This is a genomic window from Rossellomorea aquimaris TF-12, assembly GCF_001648555.1.
In the GTDB taxonomy this organism is placed as follows: Bacteria; Bacillota; Bacilli; order Bacillales; family Bacillaceae_B; genus Rossellomorea; species Rossellomorea aquimaris.
In genome coordinates this window covers 1-15,626 of record NZ_LQXM01000029.1, presented here as the reverse complement: position 1 = coordinate 15,626, position 15,626 = coordinate 1, and the positions used below count along the sequence as shown (strand labels likewise).

Sequence of the window (15,626 nt, the reverse complement as noted above, 5' to 3'; positions counted from 1 at the left end):
ACCCGGTGTGATTTTTCTATAGACTATGTTATAATTGAAAGCCAATAAAATAGACTTTTCAAATGGACTTTTCAAATGTTTCAAACTATGCAGTATGAAGGAGCTGAACGAAGTAAATGAGAGATGAATTAATATATATTGGTGAACAAATCGTTAAACATAAATCTGATATTGCTCAAAAGTTAGTTCAATATCAAGAATCAGATTATGTTTCTAAGTTGAATTTCTCCAATGTTAAAAGTGAACAGATATTAGAATGGCGATTAGAGCTCATTCATATGATAGGAACAACATTAGATGAAAACAAAGCAAATAATTTAAATAATATAAGAATTTGGGCTGAACGGGTTGGTGGAATAGCTCTAGAAAATGGGATTCCTTTAAATGATTCCATGAAAACTCTCTCTGCCTTTCGTACTGCGATTTGGGATATTTTCATAGAAGAAATTAATAATCAAAAGATTTCATCTGCTACTATGTTTCTAGCGAATAAAAAGATTAATCCACTCCTTGACGAAATTGGTAATGTGTTCAATGAATTATTTGTTAAACAGCAAAAAGACCAGCTTGCACTTGTGCATTCAGCTATGGATCAACTATCAGCACCCATTGTACCAATTGCTGAAAAGGTAGCCGTCCTCCCCTTGATTGGAGAAATTGATACCCATAGAGCTAGTTCCATTATGGAAACGGTGTTAAAGCGAAGTGGAGACTTTCAATTGGACTATTTATTTATAGATATTTCAGGGGTTGCCATAATGGATACAATGGTCTCTCACAATATTTATCAAATCATTCAAGCATTAAAAATGATGGGAGTTACATCTGTATTAACAGGTATACGACCTGAAGTAGCACATACCCTTGGAAATCTTGGGATTACATTTGAGGATTTGAAGACAAGTTCAAGCTTAAAACAAGCCCTTGAAGATTTCGGTTTTAATCAATATAAAGTAGAAATACCGATTTAATATCTAATAAGAGAAAAAACCCGAGGATATTTGTCTTTTAAGATGACTAATATCCTCGGCTTTTTTTTATATGATGATGAAATAGTATTTGAATTGTTTGAACGCTCAAATAGATTGGAAAAGACCAATACATTTTATAACCTTTATCAAAATGAAATATCCCTATCTTTAAGGTTACCCACTCCATTAGGAGTGAAAAACTTGTCCAAACCAAAACGTAAGCCAGATTCATAATACCTCTTATCCTTAATTTCTTATAAAAGTAGATAAAAAAATAACTATATGGTCCATACATAATGTAGCTGAGGAAATCGATTGCTTGATAAGCCGAGGAGTCATTTACATCGTAATAATCCCACGGTGGAATACTGATCGTATGATCATAGAACATACCGATTGAAATACCGTAAATAAAATAACTTAATCCTTCTAACAATGAGAATACTTTGGGAGTTATCCATATTAAAAAGATGAGAACAACGAGACTTATGATAATAAACCACTCATTCAAATCAAATGATTTTTCATAAATTTTGTCCATTTCCTCTCTCCTCCCTTATCTGGATAAAATACAAAAATTCCCCCACTCCTATTCCAATAAGCAAATAAACAATATTCACAATGACTGAATTGAACAAACTCCATTCGACGTGCTCCAGAGCATTAAAATGTAAATGAAGAACATCCATTAAACACATAAAAATTAAAATTCCAATAAATAACGTTGCCTTTTGTAATCTATTAGTGTAAATCATCAACCCATTTACAATCAAAACTCCAACTAACGGCATGATACATTCCCGAGTTATTAATAAACTACTGAACTTTATATAATCTTCAGATGTCTTTATCCAATTTAATTTCGTTGACATGATTGTTAAATAATTTGTAGAGAGAATGGATAAAAGCATAAATAAAATTGAATTTGCAGCAAATGAAAGCTTCTTAGACATAAAAAGCACTATGTAAATAAGAACAATGAAGATCGTTATAAAGAAGGGCAGAGCCATAGTGTTCTCCTTTAACCTTTTTTTAATTATCATTCCCTTCCCTATTCGAATACATAACTTGTTTTCATTTTATTTGGCATTTTGCATAGATTGTTGCTTTAAAGCGTGAATATTGTAAATGGCTCTCTCAAGCAGTAGGTGCTATATGGTGGAACAAAAAATAAACGAAAGAAATAGTATTTCTACTATACAAGCACACTAAACGCCTCCGTTAAGCACCTGGAGCGCAAATCAACCACTACTCTCTTATCAAAAACAACAAAAATAAGTAAAGCTCATAACACATAATAATCTATAAAATACCCATTGAATGTTAAAAGAGGTTTTGAATGTTTTGATTTAAGATGGAAGGGAAAATAATGAAGGAGACTAAGGAGGTTATATAAATGAACAATGAAACATTAAATCAACAAAATCCAAAGAATGAAATTAAGGAAATTTTTGAAAATGGACTACAGAGAGACCTTTCTTCTACTGAGAATGCCCTTATTACAAGCTGGACACACTCTTTTGGTAGAAACGATAGAGCAACGATTATCAATATGATGAAAGAACTAGTAAATAAACATAAAAGACACGATTAAATAGTGCATGTTTTGCTAAATTGAGAATAAAGAATTTTGAATAGACTAAACGATAAAAGGCAAGCCCACTTAGGGATTGCCTTTTATCTTATATATAAGTATTTATTTAACAGCCAAAATTGTATTATACTTTACTAGTTTTTTCTAATAATAAGTCGATGTCAATGTGATATATGGGACGCAATAGGTCCTCTTGTCCAAGTTCTACGGTATCTTCTAGTACTTCATCAATATTCATACTTTTAAATACCTCCCAAGTTGTTTGGATATAGTATATAGTGAGGGTATATTCACTATATACTACGAAGCATCCAACTGATTATTGGGGGTCGTTATATGAGTCTATCCATTTCTAATTATTATAATAATTAGAAAGTTGAATTAATTTTTGTGCTGTGATAAGGTTAAACAATTATTAAATCTCAAACTATGAATTAGGAAATAAACTCTCCTTAAAGGAGGAATATAATTGAATAAATTCTCTATGCTTTTTGTGCCAAAAAATTTCAAAAAAAAGAACAATCCTGCTGTCACAGTTCATGTTTTACCTGTGCATCAAGAATATTTCGCCATCGGGAAATCATTAAAGGGGAACGGTAAAGCAGCAAACAACAATGAAAAACTTGCCGCATATTATGCGTATCTAGATACATTAAAATGATATAAAAAAGGCTGATCAGATTAATAGCTGATTAGCCTTTTTTGTGTATTTTTAGATTCATACTTATATTTCGGCTCATATCTTGTCTTTTTGCTTTCAAATAAATAGTGAACTATATTCTTGTAAAAAATAGATTAAGGTTAATGCCCCCTATAATCAATCTTCTCCAGAATTAAATAATTTTAAAAGTTTACTAGTAATAAGAACCAAATCGAGTTCATTTTTTTCAATACTTCTTGCTATACAATTGCCTTCAAATATAGCTAAATCATAGTCTTCTCTTGTTATTATACCCTGAGTAAAAGCATTTTCTAATTCTTTCCTATCCTTTTCTATTATTTTTCCTGAAGGGAGAACAATAAGGTCAAGATATAAATCGTCCATCCAAGGACCCTTTACAGGATGAAATCCATTTTCTTTCGTAATATCAATATACCATTGAATAATGGTCTGTTCTTGATTGAACATCATTGTAATAGAATAGTGCCGATGGAGAGGGATATATTGAATCCACTCATAACCATTGTCCACTATACAAATAGTATCTTCTCCGTATTGGACAAATAAAGGTTCTAAAACATTCTCCATCTTTATATAGGAAGCATAGCTCTTCTCTTCATCGATATACCTAATATTTACCTTCTTCTTAATTAACCTCTTCCATCCATCTCTCGCTCCATACTTTCTTTTTAACAAATGGTATTGTTCACCTCATTATTTAGATTGTGATGAATAATATTTTTCCTTATATTCTGACAGCATTCCCTTGTGGCTTCTTACCATTTTAGTTGGAAGGTCCTCAAAATGAAAAAATTTGATTTGTATTGATTCAGCCGATTCTGCTATTAGCTCTCCTTCAAATTCATCTGAGTAATAGGCTGTTGTAACAACATAGAATTCATCTCCATTTTCAGCTTTTATGTATTGATCTGCTCCTGAGTACACATTCAATAAGGTTAAATCTCCTAATTCTAAGTTTGTTTCTTCTTTTACTTCTCTTCTTGCTGTCTCTTCTGTTGATTCTGCTAATTCCATTAGGCCACCAGGTAAGCCCCAAGATCCATGCGGAAACGTACGTTGTTGTAACAGTACTTGATTTTTATTATTTAAAATAATCACAACAGCCCCTACTAAAATCAGTGGTCGGTTGCCCACGATTAGTCTCAATTCTTCTATGTAACCCATATAAGTATCTCCATTCATGAATATTTACTTCTTTAGCTTAAGCCTTTGATCACTTCCTGAATGTTAATCAAAATGACACACTTCAAATATGTTCCCATCTAAATCTTTAAATTCAAAAAAAGTAACCTCTCCATCTGACTCAATCGCCCCTGCTTCTACATCCTTCTCCAAAAGCTTTAACCTCGTCTCCTCTAACGCATCTGAAAACAAAATCGGTTTTATTGAAGAGGGACGGACCTCACCTTCTTGAATCGTAATGGTGGTGTTCCCAAGTCCTACTCTAAAAACAACATATTTTCCTGCGTAAAAAAGGTTTTCTAATTCCAACACTTCTTCGTACCAATTAATGGATTGATCTAAGTCTCTAACACATATATGGACCGTATCAATTTTTGAAAACATCCCTACACCCCCAAATAATTTTTTTCTACTCCCCACCATAGAGAGCTTCGAATGTTTGAATCTAATTTTTCAATAGAGTTAAATGCCCAATAAATTCCTTAGCATGGGATTTCTCCATTGGTGGAAGAGCAATAACCGTCAAAGAACCAGAAGCAATCTCAGTCAATCCACTGTCATGAATACTAAAATACCCCCGCTTTTCTAATTTTTCTAGTTCAGATTGTTTTCCTTTGAGGATGATCTTCTTCATACCCGTTTGTACCCATTCTACAAAATCTTCTTGTCTATCTTGAAAGGGTGATGTTCTTTGCATCAATTCAATCGTACTTAATGTTGCAGCATGAGCCACTTGTGCAGCTGTCTTACCTGTAGACATTTTTAATTCTTTATTAACTACAAAATATTGAACAAGATCTCTTTTAGTCAAACCAATAATCAGTCCTTAAATAATTTTTTTCATACAATACTCTCTTCTTTATCATAAAGGAATGAAATGGATTTTTGGTGAAAAACAAAAACGTTTTATTACTTTCTTCTTATTTTCATGAGTTTATCTTCAATAACTGTAACTTTCACTTTATCACCTATACTAAAATCCAAATATATTTCACAATCTATCGTATAAATTCTCCTATTATTAAATTCCATTGCACATTTTGGGGAAGATTTATACTGAGGAATATCTATCGTTTTACCAGAATTTACTCCTTTTGCTTTTTTCTGACCTTCAACTGGAAAATATTTTTCCTCTATAATTACCCATTGTTCGTCATTCATTTTTATGTATTTTAAATAAAAAGTAGCTAGCAATATTAAAATTAGAATACACAACATGAATAATTTCCTATATACAGTCATATCCTCTTTCCTTTCATATAGGATCTGGTATGATTCCTCAGATTTCCAGGAGCCGATTTCTCACCTTATGACAATGGCTCTGTCATCGGATACATGTTAGATGGTGAGGGGAAAGAATTCTCTTGCAGCTAGCTTTGGCCGAGCCTCTTCAGCTTGAATTCCATATTTTCGGCACTCCGATTTTTCCCACTCGACTTTAGAGATTTCCCTTTCAATAACCGTTCCAAAATGTGAATTCTACCTAGAAGCAACAGCTTTAAAGAAAACCATCCACAACCAATTCAGAGCCTTAAAATAAGATCAACAAAGGATTATATGAACGGATACTTTAAAAAATCACTCTCAGGAAGAAACATTTGGCAACTTCCAATCTAAACTTGCATTCATTCATTAGAAATATTAAAATCTAACTAACGAACGGTAGTTAGCTTAAGGAAAAGGTGATGAAGTGAAAATAGATAATAAACAACTTATTAAAACCGTTGCCCTGGATTTATTTGGACAAAAAGGGTATGAAGATACATCTCTTAAGGAAATAGCCACTGCTGTAGGGATAAAGAAGCCATCTATATATAATCATTTTGAAAGCAAAGAGGATTTATTTTTGGCAGTATTAGAGGATTTAAGTGCCTCTGAAATATCAGCTTACGAAAACGCAGCTTTGAATATGAATTCAAAACACCCAATGAAAAATGTTCGGATCTTATTTGATTTGTTTTGTCATCGTTTGATGACAACAAAAGAGGCATTATTATGGAAAAGAGTTACCTTTTTTCCTCCTAAACCCTTTAAGGATGTAATACAAGAAAAATTCATACACTTTGAAAGGGTTACAACAACGATTTTAGTTTCAATATACAATGAAGGTTCACGTCAAAATTTATTTGCAAATGTGACAGAAGAGGAATTTCTTGCATCCTTCTTCTGTTTAGTCGATGGCGTTTTCTTAGAGCATCATTATTACACGGAAGAGGTATTTCAAGAACGATTGATGTCTGCTTGGAAGGTTTATTCCTTAGGAATTTCTTGCAGTAGTAGGAGTAAAGGAGTGTAGCATCATGGGCTGGATATACGTAATCATCGGAGGAATTTTAGAGATTGGCTGGGCAACAGGGTTATCGTTATCAAAAGGTTTTTCGGAACCCATCCCAAGTATTGTCACAGCCATACTCATCATTATCAGCTTTTATTTTTTCTCAAATTCTATGAAACTGTTACCTATAGGAACAGCTTATGCTGTATTTACTGGCATTGGAGCAGCCGGTACGGCAGTCATCGGTATGATTTTTTTGAATGAGGGAATAAGCATATTAAAAATAGCATTTATTTCGTTACTGATATTCGGTGTAATTGGACTTAAGGTGAGTGACAAAGAACAAACGAATACGGGGAGGTCCACATAATGGCTTGGTTCCTATTAATTTTAGCTGGATTTTCAGAAGTAATCATGGTCACTTTTATGAAACTATCGGAAGGCTATAAAAAATTTGTACCTTCCTTATTGAGTTTTTCAGCAGGTGCTTTGAGTTTCTATTTATTGTCTCTCTCCCTGCTTGAAATACCAGTGAGTACTGGATATGGAATTTGGACTGGTATTGGTTCAGCTGGAGCTGTCATAATAGGAATGATTTTTTTCAGGGAAAAAAAAGACGGAAAGCGGTTATTTTTTATAAGTTGTATCGTAGGGAGTATTATAGGGTTGAAGTTGATATCTTAACGCTCTTTTATGCGGAGTGCGCTACACCTATCCTCTTCAAGGATGTCTGCAAGCAAGATTTATGTAGGAGTCTACGCCCGCCTCCCCTTCACCATCTGAAAAAAGTTCGTGACGGAGCAGCTTACCAGTGACAAAAAACAATTTGTAAATGTCCCCCTATTGATTTCAATAGGGGGGACACTTTACTTGTACATTTTAATTGATGATCCCATGACCAACAATATCAACTTCGATAGAAGGTGTGATGGTAATCCTAGGGTATAGTTCTTCCCAGTTTACCTTTTCCCAAGTCTTTGGATGGTACGCAATCAATTCTCTACCAATCCCAAATAAATCTGAGTTAGCCAATTGAATTTTTTTTATTAAATTTTCTGCTTCTTCCGTTAATTTTTTTGATATCTCGTTATTTAATTCTTTAAGTTTCTTTTTATCGGTTAATTGGTCTTCTGGATATTCGACAACAGAGATGTCTGCCTTAACATCTATTTCTATTTGAATATTACTTGGAGAATCAGATACGATCTTCAGCTTTGATTTAGCTTTTGAAATATTGTAGGTAATAAAATTATTTATATTTAGTTTTTTATCACTCTCCACTTTAGTAGCCAATCGAGCAATTTTTGCTTTTTGGTTAGCCATAATGAGAAATAGCGTAGATTCTTGAACATTCAAGGTATCAACTAGAGACTTATTGTGAAAGATTCCTGTACCTTCTAACTCCACTTCATTTTCATCATTTAATTTTATTAAAGGAATGGCAAAATCTTTCCCTTCATCAAACATAACCGTGCATATAGATTGAACATTGTGTTTAGGAGAGGCAGTAGAAGCTTCTGAACTTGCAATTAATTCAATTAAAAACTCTGCAATCAGTATATTTTTCTCACTTATTTTGTTAAGTATCTCTTCACCTTTCCCATCAACAACTGCTATTTTTGCTGATATGGAACTATTAGGATCCCGATAAAAGATATCTAGAAATTGATAAATATCCTTTTTCGCCAACTCCTCCCCTAAAAGAAACACTCTATTTTTGGAAGGCTCAAAATTACCAGATATTTTTCGGTCCATAATCATTCTTGTTTCACGAATGGTGTTCCCTTTCCCCTGGATGATAACATTTGTAGGTGTTCCATTCTTAAAATCACGAATAATGGCCGTTGATTGGATAGTTTTCCCATCTATTAAGTCAAATGAAGAAGCAAATACAAGCCTTCCATTCTTAAGTAATCGTTGATCCCAACAACCTGTCAATGAAAGATAAACAAAAACGAGAACAATTACTAGTAGAAATTTCTTATTCATGTTTCCTTCCCTCTTTCATTTTTCTTTAAAATAAAGGAGATGATCAACAGTGAAAATGGTATTACAACAATATAAAAATAAGAGAGACTTATTACTAGCTTATTAAAGAGTTCCATTTCATTTTCTTTTCCAGGAATCAGGGCAATTAAATATGCGAGTATTCCAAATAACATCGTATAAGTGCCTCGATTAAATCGTTTTATCGTATATGTACTACCCTCAGTAGATAAATAGAGGTAGCTTGTCAAAGATGTAATGACATTCACTACCCATAACGATACAAATACCAAATCTATTCTTTCCACAATTTGTAAATAAAGTGATTTTACATAATAAAGGACAGGCTGAGGGACAATTTTTAATTCTTCAGGGCTAAATGTAACAAGGCTTACTATTGTGAGAAAAGTATATGTCGAGGTAACAAAGAGATTGGCAAAGGAAACGGAATACAAGATGGAGCGTTCTCCATTATTCTGGAAATAAGGAAAAATGATAAGTAATAATTCAAAACCTAACATTGAAAAATACGCCTCTTTTACTCCTTTCAAAATATTTGTCGCACCAGAATGACCAATTGGAAATAAATATCTCCATTCTACTGGGTACAGTATTAATACTAGAACCGAAATGATGATAAGAAAGAAAATAAGGCTTGACACCACTACATAAACATCACTGATTTGAGATAATTTCTCTCTCCCCAAATAAACAGCCGTTCCAATTAACAGGAGCATAATAATCCATTTAGGTGTAAGAGTAAGTGCCCAGCTGCTAATGATCGCTGTAGAATACATTAAAACTAATGCGGTCACAAGTAGTCCGTAAACAATATAACTTACATTAATGAATGTTCCCATAACCTTTCCCACCAGTTGTTTTGAGTATTGAAATAACGACTTAGTAGGAAATCTCCTGCCTAAGATCCAAAATCCAATCATAAGGATTTGAACAACTGCACCTGCCAGTAAAATGGAAATCCACGCATCCCCTTTTGAAACAGAAAATACATTAAATGGAAGACCAAGTACACCTACTCCAATTTGGGTTTGGATGACAAAGAAAATTAATTGAATGGAAGTAAGGTTATTTTGATTCTTCATTTTTTTTCCATCCTCTTGGATTTGTCATTTTCCACATATACTGTGGTTTCAAATCTTTTGTTCGTTCTTTCATTAACCAGATAGGTAATCTAACGAAGGTGTCTTTTAATGCATTCAAATCTAAAGGAGCAAGAGGGTATAAATAATTATGTCCTAGTGACTTAAGATTAACCATGTGTATTAACAAAAACATTAATCCAATTACTATTCCGAATACACCAAACAATGCTGCCAGTATCATCAGTGGGAACCCTAAAATCCTTACTGATGTACTCATTTCGTTTGACGGAATGACGAATGATGAAATGGCCGTAATCGCTACTACGATTAGCATTGTATTCGAAACCAAATTAGCTTCTACGACAGCCGTTCCAATGACAAGCCCTCCTACTACCCCAATGGTTTGAGCTACAGGATTAGGGAGACGTACAGCCGCTTCACGGAGTAATTCCAAAGTAAATTGCATAATGGCTGCTTCAATTAAAGGAGGAAAAGGAACATATTCAAGCGAGCTTTTTATGGAAAATATAATTTCTACTGGTATGATTTCATAATTGTACGAAATAACTGCAATATAAAATGCTGGTAAACACAATGTCGCAATAAAGCTAATCAATCTAATGAATCTAATAAAGGAGCCAATCAATGACCGATTATTATAATCCTCTGTTGATTGAAAGAAACTAAAGAAAGTAACTGGAAGAAGCAAAACAGTTGGACTACCTTCCATCACTAGGGCTACCCTTCCCTCCATAAGATTACCTGCAACTCGATCTGGACGTTCTGTATTTATATATTGTGGAAATGGAGAAAAAGAGCTATCTTCTAAAAATTCCTCAAAATATCCTGGTGACTGAACCGAATCAACATTGATATAACTAATTCGTTCTTCAATGGTTTTTACTATTTCAGGATTTGTTAGATGTGATAAATACACAACAGCATATTTCGTTTTCGATGTCTTTCCTAAACTAGAATATTTCACTGTAAGCATTGGAGTTGAGATTCGTTCTCTAATTAGATGAATATTTTCTGTAATATTTTCAGTGAAACTCTGATGTGAACCTCTTATAACTTTTTCATTTATTGGTTCAGAACGATCTCTCATAACTTTTGGTATACAAATATATGTCAAAACATCACTATCTTCCATTAACAGTAAACAATGCCCATCAACCATTGCACATAATGCCTCGTCTAAATAAACTGTTTCTTTTACATTATTAGAATTTACGACATTTTGTATATCTCCTGCACTTTTTTCAATAATTGGTTTAATCACATTTAATTGTAAGTTCCTGTTATCGATAACTGAATCAATAAATAAAATAACCATTTTTTTATTATTAAACGTTAATTCTCTAATTTTTAAATCATCCGTATTAAAAAGACTTTCACTAATATAAGAAATTTTTTCCTCTAAGCTTAGGACATCCATCTCAATTTCTTCCATATCTGAAAGCAACGGCTTTGGTAATCTCTTCTTTCTTTTATCAGACGATTTCATCATAGCACCTTCAGAAAATAAAGTTTATTAGTATACTTTCCTAGAAGTGATGATTTATGCAAGAGCAGTAAAGGATGGGTTGCAGACCTTTGGTATATTTCTATCAGAAGTTAATTTTCCAAACTTCTTTCAAGGATACAAGAAACAAATCATCAATTGCTTCCCCTAGGTTCTTAGGAGGATTCTTTAATTCTTTTATATTACAATCAATTTTTATAAGTTCACTCTCTATGTATTCAGTTACTTCTGCAAAAAAGGCATATGGCATAAAATTCCGATCATTTTTTCTAAGTTTCAATATGCGTTCTATTTCTAATCGTGTTTCTGCATTCATCATTACCTGGTTAAGAAGTAAATAGATATTATTGGGAGGAAATGTTTTAAACTTTACAATCCAATTGCAGGCTAGCCAAGGTCTTAGGATGTTCATATATTTTTTCACTTCAACAAAATCTTCTTTCTTTTGTAAATTCATATTCCTTTTAGCCATTTGTCGATAGTGAATCAAACAAGTCTTGATTGAGAATGTTGCTTCTCCAAGAGCTCTAATTTTTTTAATAATGGGGTGTTCTATATACACGTTTTCTTCTGTTAACCATTCTAAAATTGAAGAGTTGGAATTGTGTAAAAGCTTAAGAGCTTTTGTAAGATCCCAACCTCTCATCTCTAGTTTAGAATGAAAAGGTTTCTCTATAACATTCCTCGATTTTTGAAGAGATAAATATGAATGAACTTGACTTATATAGATAAAACGAACATCAAAATCACTCGTATCCGTATGATAGCCCCATGCACGACTACCCGCCTCTACTGCATAAATGACCTTTACATTCTCTTCTTTCTCCATTTCAGACAATTCTTCTAATATTCTCTTCTTCAAAATTAATTCTCCTTTATTCCTATAATAGTAGGGTTTTTTCTAATGTTTTTGATATACTTAACCATACAGACTAGACTATAAAGAGGTGAATAGATTGACCAAGAAAAAAATGTATTCCTGGAGCTTGCAAATTCTTATAATACTTACCATTATTTATGTCTCAACAAAAATTTCATTTTTATTTGAACCTATTGTTGTTTTTGCATCAACGTTATTTTTCCCGATAATCATTTCAGGGTTTTTATATTTTTTATTAAACCCTTTAGTTAATCTTCTAGAAAAAACTAAAATCCCAAGAACACTTGCTATTATTGTACTGTATGCAGTGATTATTGGCGTCCTTGCATTGATCATTGTCCTTATTGCTCCAATTATCTCAAGACAGGTTACAGGGTTGTTCAATGAACTACCTGAATATGCTCGTCAGACGAGAAATTTCATAGAATACCTGTCTCAAACGGAACAGTTCAAATGGATGATGAACCAGGAGTATGTGTCCCTAAAAGATTTAGAGAAGCAGTTAATGGACTTCGCAAATACATTACCTGACAATATTACTTCAGCCTTAAAAGGGTTGCTTAGTGTAATTACTAGTATTACCATTTTGATTGTCACCGTTCCCTTTTTATTATTCTTTATGTTCAAGGATGGTCATAAACTCCCGAAAGCCATTTCGAAGTTCCTTCCTCCTTCCTATCGTGAGGAAGGCATCAATACATTGAAAGATACTAGTGATACTCTTGCGGCATATATACAAGGTCAACTGACTGTTGCTTCTTTTGTTGGGACTCTTACATTTATTGGGTATTTAATTATTGGATTACCCTATGCATTAGTTATGGCTTTAATTGGGGCCATTACAAATATTATTCCTTTCATTGGACCTTTTATCGGTGCAGCTCCAGCGATCATAGTAGCTTTATTTGATTCACCAACTAAAGCTATACTTGTTATAGTGGTAGTGACGATAGCACAACAAATTGAAGGGAACCTTCTCTCTCCCCTTATTCTTGGAAAGAGGCTGGATACACATCCAGCAACTATTATCATTTTATTACTTGTTGCAGGAAATTTAGCAGGAATTATTGGAATGATTTTAGCTGTACCTTTTTATGCAGTTACAAAAACAGTTGTGTTGAACTTTATTAAATTTATTAGGTTAAGAAGATCCGGGATGGATAAAGTAGAATGAAAAACGACCGAGCAGTCATGGCTGCTCGGTCGTTATTTTAGAGGAAATAAAAAAGATATAAAATTCAACATTTTCTCTACTCCAATTTCTTATACATCATAACGTGTGGTCCAATAGATAAAATAGTAAACACTTCTCCTATTTGTATGAGACCCAGCTTTTCATAGTAAGGAGAAGCAGTCGTTCTTGCGTTACACCACCATGATTTTACTCCTTTTCTTTTTAAATACTCTTCGCTAAAGTGAATAACTGCTGTCCCTATTCCTTGCCCTCTATGTTTGGAATCAGTTGCCATTCCTCTTAAACGGTAGGTATTCTCCACTTTTATATCAGAATGATTTTCCTTATAGAAAGAAGCAATTCCTACAAGTTTATGTTCTTTGTACGCTCCTACATGAAAAGTACTCTCTTTAGAATCTTCTGGATATATACAGTCATCAACCTCTTGATTTGGCCTTAATATTTTATGTCTAATCGAATAAGTATCCTCTGCAGATATAAACTTAACGGTTATCATTCCATAGCCTCCTTTCATTCAATAGTAGGTAGTTCTTTTAAGGAAGAAAAGAAAGGTTATTGAATGATAGCCCATAAGAAAAGGTTATCGTTCTCTAAATCTAATTTTCAACTTGAGGATTTTCCCAAGTATTGAGTGGGTATAGCCTTTTCTAGAACTTTTTTATTTACGTTACTCACCTTATATGCCATAGCATTCATTCGAGAACTCAAGACCTTAAACAGGTTTCCATCATGAAAATGAAGAGCGACGCCATCATCAGCAGCATAACCATCCTTGATTTCTCCTGCCAGAATACATTGATGATAGGATGGTCTTCTATTTTCTTCACCGTCATAATGTGGAGAGTGACTTCCTTTAAGAAACCCCAGTCCAGTAATAACATCCAAATCTTCTCCATAGGAATCTGTCATCCCTTGTTCAAACCAGCAAATGGATCCTGCACTTAAGCCAGCTAAAATAATGCCTTTCTCCCATGCCTTCCTTAAAATCTGATCAATTTCCCATTCTCTCCACAAAGCGAGCATGCTTTTCGTATTGCCCCCTCCCACATAAATAATATCCGCATCAAGCAAATAACTTTCGAGATCTTTAGTTGGAAGTTTAAAGAGTGATAAGTGAGATGGTTTACAGTTCAAAGCATTAAACGCTTCATAAAATCGGTCAATATATCCTTCTGCATCACCGCTTGCTGTTGGTATAAAGCAAACCTTTGGTGTTGGTTCCTCTGATTGATTAATTACATATTGATCTAGTAAAAGGTTATCGGGTTCCATAGAAAACCCTCCACCACCCATGGCGATGATCTGTTTCATGATTATTCTCTTCTCCTATTCTATCTTCAAGTTGAATTTCAAATATTTTATTTGTAAACAGGTTCCTTACTTCTTTTTTCTGCTTCTAAAACAGCCTGCTTCATTCTTTCGATTGGGTTTATTAAAACATTCCCATGACCGACTGCAAGTAGTTGTGGGTTTAATTCAATAAGAAGTTTTGCACTCTCAATACTCGTTTTTTTATCCCACGTACCAAATGCAGGAAATGGGAAGGAAATGTTTACTTTTCCTGCTACTGCAATTCCACCCCGTGTTTGAAAAGCATCACCCGCGATTAATGCATTGGATTGCTGATGAAAAAAAGACATAGAACCCGGGGTATGACCAGGTGAAGAAAAACAAATAAGGCTACCCACTTCATTCGTATGATGGAGTAGAATATCTGGCTTAGTTTTCATTGACTTTGGAACTCCACCTTTAATGGGCCGTTGTGACTCATGTGCATCCACACTTTTATCTCCATTCATAAGCCTTGCATCTCGTTCAGAAATGTATACTTGAATTTTTGGTAACGTTTCTTTTATTCTATCTAAAGCACCAACATGATCCTCATGAGCATGTGTAAGTAAAATTTTCGTCAGTGGTTTCCCAATTTTTTTTACAGTTTCTAAAATTCCTTGTGAACTAAATGGTAATCCCGCATCAATAAGTGTTAATTCCTCGCCTTCATCCACTATGTAACAATTAACTGGAAAAAAATTTGCTAGAAACGTGATTTGATACAATTCCCCAAATTTAAGAATACGCATTATAAACCACCTCAGTTTTCAAATATTAGTTATAATGAACTATATGAATATCATAGCTAATATTTGTCAATTTTTAAATAATTTTATTTTTCACATCAAAAATATAAAGCTTATTTTTAAGAAGTATAAAAAAACCTCTAAGCCATATATGG

At 33.5% G+C, this 15,626-nt stretch carries 21 protein-coding genes; 7 read left to right on the top strand and 14 right to left on the bottom strand.

The window, feature by feature from the left end:
* Positions 1 to 116: 116 nt before the first annotated feature.
* Positions 117 to 971: an STAS domain-containing protein gene (locus IQI_RS13605; protein WP_064093207.1), complete on the top strand. Its 855-nt coding sequence runs from the start codon at positions 117 to 119 to the stop codon at positions 969 to 971.
* 46 nt (positions 972 to 1,017) lie between these two features.
* Here the strand turns inward: IQI_RS13605 and IQI_RS13600 are convergent, their stop codons facing one another.
* Entirely contained in the window at positions 1,018 to 1,512 is a 495-nt protein-coding gene (locus IQI_RS13600; RefSeq protein ID WP_064093206.1) for a hypothetical protein, read from the bottom strand.
* Positions 1,496 to 1,981, bottom strand: coding sequence for a hypothetical protein (locus tag IQI_RS13595; protein ID WP_064093205.1), 486 nt, complete (start codon positions 1,979 to 1,981; stop codon positions 1,496 to 1,498). Before IQI_RS13595 ends, IQI_RS13600 begins: the two co-directional genes overlap by 17 nt.
* Before the next feature lie 386 nt (positions 1,982 to 2,367).
* Here IQI_RS13595 and IQI_RS13590 point away from each other — a divergent pair, with 386 nt between their 5' ends.
* Together IQI_RS13590 and IQI_RS13585 are read left to right on the top strand one after the other, a co-directional pair.
* Complete coding sequence (locus IQI_RS13590) at positions 2,368 to 2,565, top strand: hypothetical protein (RefSeq protein ID WP_064093204.1); 198 nt, start codon at positions 2,368 to 2,370, stop codon at positions 2,563 to 2,565.
* 469 nt (positions 2,566 to 3,034) lie between these two features.
* Positions 3,035 to 3,226 (top strand): hypothetical protein, encoded by a 192-nt coding sequence (locus IQI_RS13585; protein ID WP_064093203.1) that lies wholly within the window; start codon positions 3,035 to 3,037, stop codon positions 3,224 to 3,226.
* 156 nt (positions 3,227 to 3,382) lie between these two features.
* On the opposite strand, the gene IQI_RS13580 is transcribed toward IQI_RS13585, so the two are convergent.
* The 5 genes from IQI_RS13580 to IQI_RS13560 form a co-directional block, all read right to left on the bottom strand.
* A complete protein-coding gene (locus tag IQI_RS13580) occupies positions 3,383 to 3,922 on the bottom strand; it encodes a DUF402 domain-containing protein (protein WP_064093202.1) in 540 nt (179 codons plus the stop codon).
* An 18-nt stretch (positions 3,923 to 3,940) separates the two neighbouring features.
* Positions 3,941 to 4,411, bottom strand: coding sequence for an NUDIX hydrolase (locus IQI_RS13575; RefSeq protein ID WP_064093201.1), 471 nt, complete (start codon positions 4,409 to 4,411; stop codon positions 3,941 to 3,943).
* A 63-nt stretch (positions 4,412 to 4,474) separates the two neighbouring features.
* On the bottom strand, positions 4,475 to 4,813 hold the full coding sequence (locus IQI_RS13570) for a VOC family protein (protein ID WP_064093200.1): 339 nt from the start codon (positions 4,811 to 4,813) through the stop codon (positions 4,475 to 4,477).
* Between the two features lie 61 nt (positions 4,814 to 4,874).
* Positions 4,875 to 5,240 carry an aminoacyl-tRNA hydrolase gene (locus IQI_RS13565; RefSeq protein WP_156509905.1) on the bottom strand — a complete coding sequence of 122 codons (366 nt, stop codon included), beginning with the start codon at positions 5,238 to 5,240 and terminating at the stop codon, positions 4,875 to 4,877.
* Positions 5,241 to 5,338: 98 nt separating this feature from the next.
* Entirely contained in the window at positions 5,339 to 5,671 is a 333-nt protein-coding gene (locus IQI_RS13560; protein WP_156509904.1) for a hypothetical protein, read from the bottom strand.
* Between the two features lie 448 nt (positions 5,672 to 6,119).
* Between IQI_RS13560 and IQI_RS13555 the strand changes: the two genes are divergently transcribed.
* Genes IQI_RS13555 through IQI_RS13545 form a run of 3 tightly spaced genes read left to right on the top strand, consistent with a single transcriptional unit; the run spans position 6,120 to position 7,388 of the window.
* On the top strand, positions 6,120 to 6,725 hold the full coding sequence (locus IQI_RS13555) for a TetR/AcrR family transcriptional regulator (protein ID WP_064093198.1): 606 nt from the start codon (positions 6,120 to 6,122) through the stop codon (positions 6,723 to 6,725).
* A gap of 4 nt (positions 6,726 to 6,729) precedes the next feature.
* On the top strand, positions 6,730 to 7,074 hold the full coding sequence (locus IQI_RS13550) for a DMT family transporter (protein ID WP_064093197.1): 345 nt from the start codon (positions 6,730 to 6,732) through the stop codon (positions 7,072 to 7,074).
* Positions 7,074 to 7,388: a DMT family transporter gene (locus IQI_RS13545; protein WP_064093196.1), complete on the top strand. Its 315-nt coding sequence runs from the start codon at positions 7,074 to 7,076 to the stop codon at positions 7,386 to 7,388. Before IQI_RS13550 ends, IQI_RS13545 begins: the two co-directional genes overlap by 1 nt.
* A 195-nt stretch (positions 7,389 to 7,583) precedes the next feature.
* Here the strand turns inward: IQI_RS13545 and IQI_RS13540 are convergent, their stop codons facing one another.
* From IQI_RS13540 to IQI_RS13525, 4 genes are all read right to left on the bottom strand, one after another.
* Complete coding sequence (locus tag IQI_RS13540) at positions 7,584 to 8,693, bottom strand: Ger(x)C family spore germination protein (RefSeq protein ID WP_064093195.1); 1,110 nt, start codon at positions 8,691 to 8,693, stop codon at positions 7,584 to 7,586.
* Positions 8,690 to 9,793, bottom strand: coding sequence for a GerAB/ArcD/ProY family transporter (locus tag IQI_RS13535; RefSeq protein WP_064093194.1), 1,104 nt, complete (start codon positions 9,791 to 9,793; stop codon positions 8,690 to 8,692). The genes IQI_RS13540 and IQI_RS13535 overlap by 4 nt, the downstream gene beginning before the upstream one ends.
* Entirely contained in the window at positions 9,777 to 11,300 is a 1,524-nt protein-coding gene (locus tag IQI_RS13530) for a spore germination protein (RefSeq protein WP_197489752.1), read from the bottom strand. The genes IQI_RS13535 and IQI_RS13530 overlap by 17 nt, the downstream gene beginning before the upstream one ends.
* Before the next feature lie 103 nt (positions 11,301 to 11,403).
* Positions 11,404 to 12,180: a nucleotidyltransferase domain-containing protein gene (locus IQI_RS13525; protein WP_064093193.1), complete on the bottom strand. Its 777-nt coding sequence runs from the start codon at positions 12,178 to 12,180 to the stop codon at positions 11,404 to 11,406.
* A gap of 94 nt (positions 12,181 to 12,274) precedes the next feature.
* Here IQI_RS13525 and IQI_RS13520 point away from each other — a divergent pair, with 94 nt between their 5' ends.
* On the top strand, positions 12,275 to 13,372 hold the full coding sequence (locus IQI_RS13520; protein WP_064093192.1) for an AI-2E family transporter: 1,098 nt from the start codon (positions 12,275 to 12,277) through the stop codon (positions 13,370 to 13,372).
* Between the two features lie 76 nt (positions 13,373 to 13,448).
* On the opposite strand, the gene IQI_RS13515 is transcribed toward IQI_RS13520, so the two are convergent.
* From IQI_RS13515 to IQI_RS13505, 3 genes are all read right to left on the bottom strand, one after another.
* Entirely contained in the window at positions 13,449 to 13,889 is a 441-nt protein-coding gene (locus tag IQI_RS13515) for a GNAT family N-acetyltransferase (RefSeq protein WP_064093191.1), read from the bottom strand.
* 107 nt (positions 13,890 to 13,996) lie between these two features.
* Complete coding sequence (locus IQI_RS13510) at positions 13,997 to 14,704, bottom strand: Type 1 glutamine amidotransferase-like domain-containing protein (protein WP_064093190.1); 708 nt, start codon at positions 14,702 to 14,704, stop codon at positions 13,997 to 13,999.
* 47 nt (positions 14,705 to 14,751) lie between these two features.
* Complete coding sequence (locus tag IQI_RS13505; protein ID WP_064093189.1) at positions 14,752 to 15,474, bottom strand: MBL fold metallo-hydrolase; 723 nt, start codon at positions 15,472 to 15,474, stop codon at positions 14,752 to 14,754.
* Positions 15,475 to 15,626 lie beyond the last annotated feature (152 nt).

What these genes read in the sequence shown, in the direction of transcription:
- IQI_RS13530 (WP_197489752.1), bottom strand. Translation starts at nt 11,300, where the DNA reads ATGAAATCGTCTGATAAAAGAAAGAAGAGATTACCAAAGCCGTTGCTT.
- IQI_RS13605 (WP_064093207.1), top strand. Translation starts at nt 117, where the DNA reads ATGAGAGATGAATTAATATATATTGGTGAACAAATCGTTAAACATAAA.
- IQI_RS13515 (WP_064093191.1), bottom strand. Translation starts at nt 13,889, where the DNA reads ATGATAACCGTTAAGTTTATATCTGCAGAGGATACTTATTCGATTAGA.
- IQI_RS13575 (WP_064093201.1), bottom strand. Translation starts at nt 4,411, where the DNA reads ATGGGTTACATAGAAGAATTGAGACTAATCGTGGGCAACCGACCACTG.
- IQI_RS13545 (WP_064093196.1), top strand. Translation starts at nt 7,074, where the DNA reads ATGGCTTGGTTCCTATTAATTTTAGCTGGATTTTCAGAAGTAATCATG.
- IQI_RS13535 (WP_064093194.1), bottom strand. Translation starts at nt 9,793, where the DNA reads ATGAAGAATCAAAATAACCTTACTTCCATTCAATTAATTTTCTTTGTC.
- IQI_RS13505 (WP_064093189.1), bottom strand. Translation starts at nt 15,474, where the DNA reads ATGCGTATTCTTAAATTTGGGGAATTGTATCAAATCACGTTTCTAGCA.
- IQI_RS13560 (WP_156509904.1), bottom strand. Translation starts at nt 5,671, where the DNA reads ATGACTGTATATAGGAAATTATTCATGTTGTGTATTCTAATTTTAATA.
- IQI_RS13595 (WP_064093205.1), bottom strand. Translation starts at nt 1,981, where the DNA reads ATGGCTCTGCCCTTCTTTATAACGATCTTCATTGTTCTTATTTACATA.
- IQI_RS13600 (WP_064093206.1), bottom strand. Translation starts at nt 1,512, where the DNA reads ATGGACAAAATTTATGAAAAATCATTTGATTTGAATGAGTGGTTTATT.
- IQI_RS13590 (WP_064093204.1), top strand. Translation starts at nt 2,368, where the DNA reads ATGAACAATGAAACATTAAATCAACAAAATCCAAAGAATGAAATTAAG.
- IQI_RS13550 (WP_064093197.1), top strand. Translation starts at nt 6,730, where the DNA reads ATGGGCTGGATATACGTAATCATCGGAGGAATTTTAGAGATTGGCTGG.
- IQI_RS13510 (WP_064093190.1), bottom strand. Translation starts at nt 14,704, where the DNA reads ATGAAACAGATCATCGCCATGGGTGGTGGAGGGTTTTCTATGGAACCC.
- IQI_RS13570 (WP_064093200.1), bottom strand. Translation starts at nt 4,813, where the DNA reads ATGTTTTCAAAAATTGATACGGTCCATATATGTGTTAGAGACTTAGAT.
- IQI_RS13540 (WP_064093195.1), bottom strand. Translation starts at nt 8,693, where the DNA reads ATGAATAAGAAATTTCTACTAGTAATTGTTCTCGTTTTTGTTTATCTT.